Annotated in this window: 5 protein-coding genes; 3 read left to right on the top strand and 2 right to left on the bottom strand. The window is 59.4% G+C overall.

Features of this window, described 5'->3' with window-relative positions; translation table 11 throughout:
- A partial coding sequence (gene repC / locus AC1D17_RS28225; protein ID WP_477568526.1) for a plasmid replication protein RepC occupies positions 1-856 on the top strand: 856 nt, incomplete at its 5' end.
- Between the two features lie 20 nt (positions 857-876).
- Here repC and AC1D17_RS28220 read toward each other — a convergent pair.
- Together AC1D17_RS28220 and AC1D17_RS28215 are read right to left on the bottom strand one after the other, a co-directional pair.
- Positions 877-1,257: a hypothetical protein gene (locus AC1D17_RS28220; RefSeq protein ID WP_060503952.1), complete on the bottom strand. Its 381-nt coding sequence runs from the start codon at positions 1,255-1,257 to the stop codon at positions 877-879.
- Positions 1,254-1,937 (bottom strand): ParA family protein, encoded by a 684-nt coding sequence (locus tag AC1D17_RS28215; RefSeq protein WP_477568525.1) that lies wholly within the window; start codon positions 1,935-1,937, stop codon positions 1,254-1,256. The genes AC1D17_RS28220 and AC1D17_RS28215 overlap by 4 nt, the downstream gene beginning before the upstream one ends.
- A gap of 433 nt (positions 1,938-2,370) precedes the next feature.
- On the opposite strand from AC1D17_RS28215, the gene AC1D17_RS28210 reads away from it, so the two are divergent.
- Entirely contained in the window at positions 2,371-2,787 is a 417-nt protein-coding gene (locus AC1D17_RS28210) for a hypothetical protein (RefSeq protein ID WP_056319948.1), read from the top strand.
- A partial coding sequence (locus AC1D17_RS28205) for a hypothetical protein (protein WP_477568524.1) occupies positions 2,777-3,282 on the top strand: 506 nt, incomplete at its 3' end. The genes AC1D17_RS28210 and AC1D17_RS28205, both read left to right, overlap by 11 nt.

Below are 3,282 nucleotides of genomic sequence, written 5' to 3'. Positions count from 1 at the left end.
CGGTAAACGTTATGCGCATCGGAGCAGGGGAGGGGAAATCGAGGACGCGTTCGGCTTCAGCCTGGCACCGCTGCGTGCGCGTGCTGCCGAGCTGGCTGGTCTTGCCCAGCAAGTTGCTGAAGAGCGCGTGCAGTTCAAGCGTGCCAAGGAAGCTTTGACGCTTTGCCGGCGCGATGTGCGCAAGCTGATTTCCGCTGCCATGGAAGAGGGCGCTGACGGCGATTGGGCAGAGATCGAGGCGATGTATGTTGGCCTTATTGCGCGCCTTCCGCGCGCGCCGAGGCGCCACGATGTCGATGCCGTGCTCGAAGACATGCGAATGCTTCGCGAGGAAATCGTCAACGTCCTGGAAATTCAGCTAAAAGCAGAAAAAACCGACGGCAATGCTATCCAAGATGGATGCCACATACAGAATCCAAATCCCGAATCCATCTATGAACTTGAACCTAGCTCTGAGAACGAGCAGGGCGAAAGGCCGGAGCTCAAACCAAAACGGGTTACCGAGCCGCTGAAGGCGTTCCCGTTGAGCATGGTGTTGAGGGCATGCCCGCAAATGGCGGATTACGCCCCAGGCGGCCGGATAAACCATTGGCGTGAGTTGATGTCGGCTGCCATTGTGGTCCGGTCGATGCTCGGCGTCAGTCCTTCGGCCTACCAAGAGGCCTGCGAAATCATGGGGGCCGAAAATGCGGCAGTCGCAATTGCCTGCATCCTTGAGCGGGCAGGGCATATCACCTCGGCCGGCGGCTACTTGCGTGACTTGACCCGAAAGGCGGCGCGCGGCGAATTTGGCCTTGGTCCGATGCTGATGGCGGCGATCAGGGCGAACGCCGGGGATGAGAAGCGGAGCGCATGAGGAGCCCCGCATCCACCTGGTCAGGAAATGTCGGGGATCCGATCCGCGATCTTTTCGAGATAGTCGTCGATCGCTTCTTCGATATAGGCGTTGAACTTGCGGCGCTCTATCGCGGCAAGGATCTTCAGCGTCTTGTGGACGTCGGCACGGATATGGATGCCGGTGGTGACCTTCTCGGTGTCGCGGAAGCGCTTGCCGGCGATCGGATCGCGGCTCTCGCCTTTGGCGACCATGTCGCGAAGCTGTTGACGGCCAATCGGCGGCTTGTTAGTCGAGGCTTGATGGACGCCCTCGGTTTGCGGAGGAGGGGAGGCGATCTGCTTTTCCCGCACGGACGGCTTTTGCCGGTTGGTCGAAATCAGCCCGAGAACAAGGTTCTTGCTGTCTGGTCCGTCGCTCATGCTTGAACTCCCTCGGCGGTCGATCTGTAAAGGGCGAGAATTTCGCCGAGCAGCGTTTCCATCTCGGCAATGGCTTTCGGGTCGGGAGTTGCAACTGTGTGGAGCGTACCGGCGGCGCCGATCGATTGATAGCAAGCGCGCCGTGCGATCGGCTGTGAGGCGAGCGCAACGCCACTTTCCCGCAAGATTTCGCGAAGCGGCGCATGCGCTTTGGCACGTCCGGTGACCAAATCGTGTTGGTTGATGACGATCAGAGAGGGCAGCTTGCGCTTTTGGTCGTCTTCGACGACGGGGATATGATTGAGCGCCAGTTGCATTCCTGCGACCACGTCGTCCTGGGTGGTTTGAAGGGGAATGAGGACGACGTCGGCACAATAGAGACCCGCGAAGAGATTTTCATTGGTCGTCCCCTCGATGTCGACAAAGACGATCTTGCCCTCGCGCTGTCGATCCAACGCCATTTTGTAGATGCGATCTGGATCCAGGCAACTTTCTGCCTCCAGTCTGTCAGGCCAAACGTCCATCTGTTTCGACATCGTCACCCACCGCATTGTGTTGGCACGGCTGTCGGCGTCGATGAGAAACACGTCGTTTCCGGCATGGGCGGCTGTTCCCGACAGCGCCCGCACGAGCGTGGTTTTTCCGGTCCCGCCTTTTGGGTTTGCGATGGTGACGATCATGGAAGCTCCTTTCGTTCCGAAAGAAACTATAATTAACCGTGCCCGTCTCTTCTGGCAACGCTTCAATTGCCCGTTGCTGATTGGCCGGTGACGATTGATGATCGACAATTACCAGCGGGCAATCATCAACGGGCAACGACCCGTTAATGATTGCCCGGAAGCAGTTGATGACGCGTTGGTTGATGATCAACAACAGTTATCTGATCATTACCCGTGCACTAACGACCACTGTTTCAATTAACAATGGGCAATTGCCCGCGTATCAATTACCCATTGTCGTTCCCCGTCCATAAACGGCATGTGCGTCTCACCCGCGTGTTTGAGTTGACAGTGCTAGTAGGAAACTATAATTAATTCTCTGTGGCAGGATAGTCAAGTTTGTGGTACAAACTCGACGACGCCCCGCCACCGGAGGTGCTGGTGTTCGCGCCATATGGCGCTCTGTGGCGCCTCCGGCACCCATGGCAATGAAGAGGAAGCGATGCGAAGCGAGGTGGTCAGGGTCCGCATGAAGCCGGAAGAGCGGCAAGCGCTCGCGGCGCTTTGTGGAGAAACACGGACCGCAAGTGACGTCATCCGGCTGCTGTTCCGCGATCAGGCCGGTCTACCATTGCCAGTCGGACCGATCGAAGCCGACCATCTGCGGGGCACGAACGAGGAATTGCGTCGCGTCGGCATCAATCTCAACCAGGCTGTTCGGGCCATGAACGAAGGCCGCGTCGGCTATGAGCCGCATCTGGATGCAGCGCTGCGAAAGCTTCTCGACGCTGTGTTTCGGCTGAGGGCCGACGTCGATCTGATGCTGCGGATCAGCCGGCAAGAACGGAGAGGGCGCGGACATGGCCTATGAGTGGGCAAGCCTGCTGGGTGAAGTCGACACCTACTCGGCGCGCCGGACCGCATCGCTGGTGGACGACGATGAAAAGCGGCGCCGCGGACGGGCGAGTGGTCCCGCCGTGACCGGTGATCGTGCTGAGAAGCGGTATCTGCCAACAGGGATTGCAGCCAAGGTCGCTATGATCTCCGTCCCGTTGGGGGAACAGACTATCGCCTCCATCCTGCAGCCGCCGCCCTCCTCTCAACAGGACGTCATCGCGCTCGTCGGTGCGTTAGCTTCACGTACGGGGCCGGAAGAGGATGACGAACTGCGCAGGGGCGGGGGAGGGGGCTGTGGCGCCGCAACTCGAGCCAATCCGCCGATCGCCACTCGGGGTTCATTGAAAGACAGGGTGTCGTCGGAGGTTGTCAGCCGGGCAGCGCTTGCAGCAGGTGCCCAGCCGGTTGTGATCAAAGTCACATCAACGGTTTCCAGCCGCGCTTCCGCCGCGGGCCTGCTCACCTATCT

It is taken from the genome of Pararhizobium sp. P1_E7 (assembly GCF_056405855.1).
Note: the sequence above shows the minus strand (reverse complement) of the source record. Positions and strands in the feature narration are given on the sequence as shown.

What these genes read in the sequence shown, in the direction of transcription:
- AC1D17_RS28220 (WP_060503952.1), bottom strand. Translation starts at nt 1,257, where the DNA reads ATGAGCGACGGACCAGACAGCAAGAACCTTGTTCTCGGGCTGATTTCG.
- AC1D17_RS28215 (WP_477568525.1), bottom strand. Translation starts at nt 1,937, where the DNA reads ATGATCGTCACCATCGCAAACCCAAAAGGCGGGACCGGAAAAACCACG.
- AC1D17_RS28210 (WP_056319948.1), top strand. Translation starts at nt 2,371, where the DNA reads ATGGCGCTCTGTGGCGCCTCCGGCACCCATGGCAATGAAGAGGAAGCG.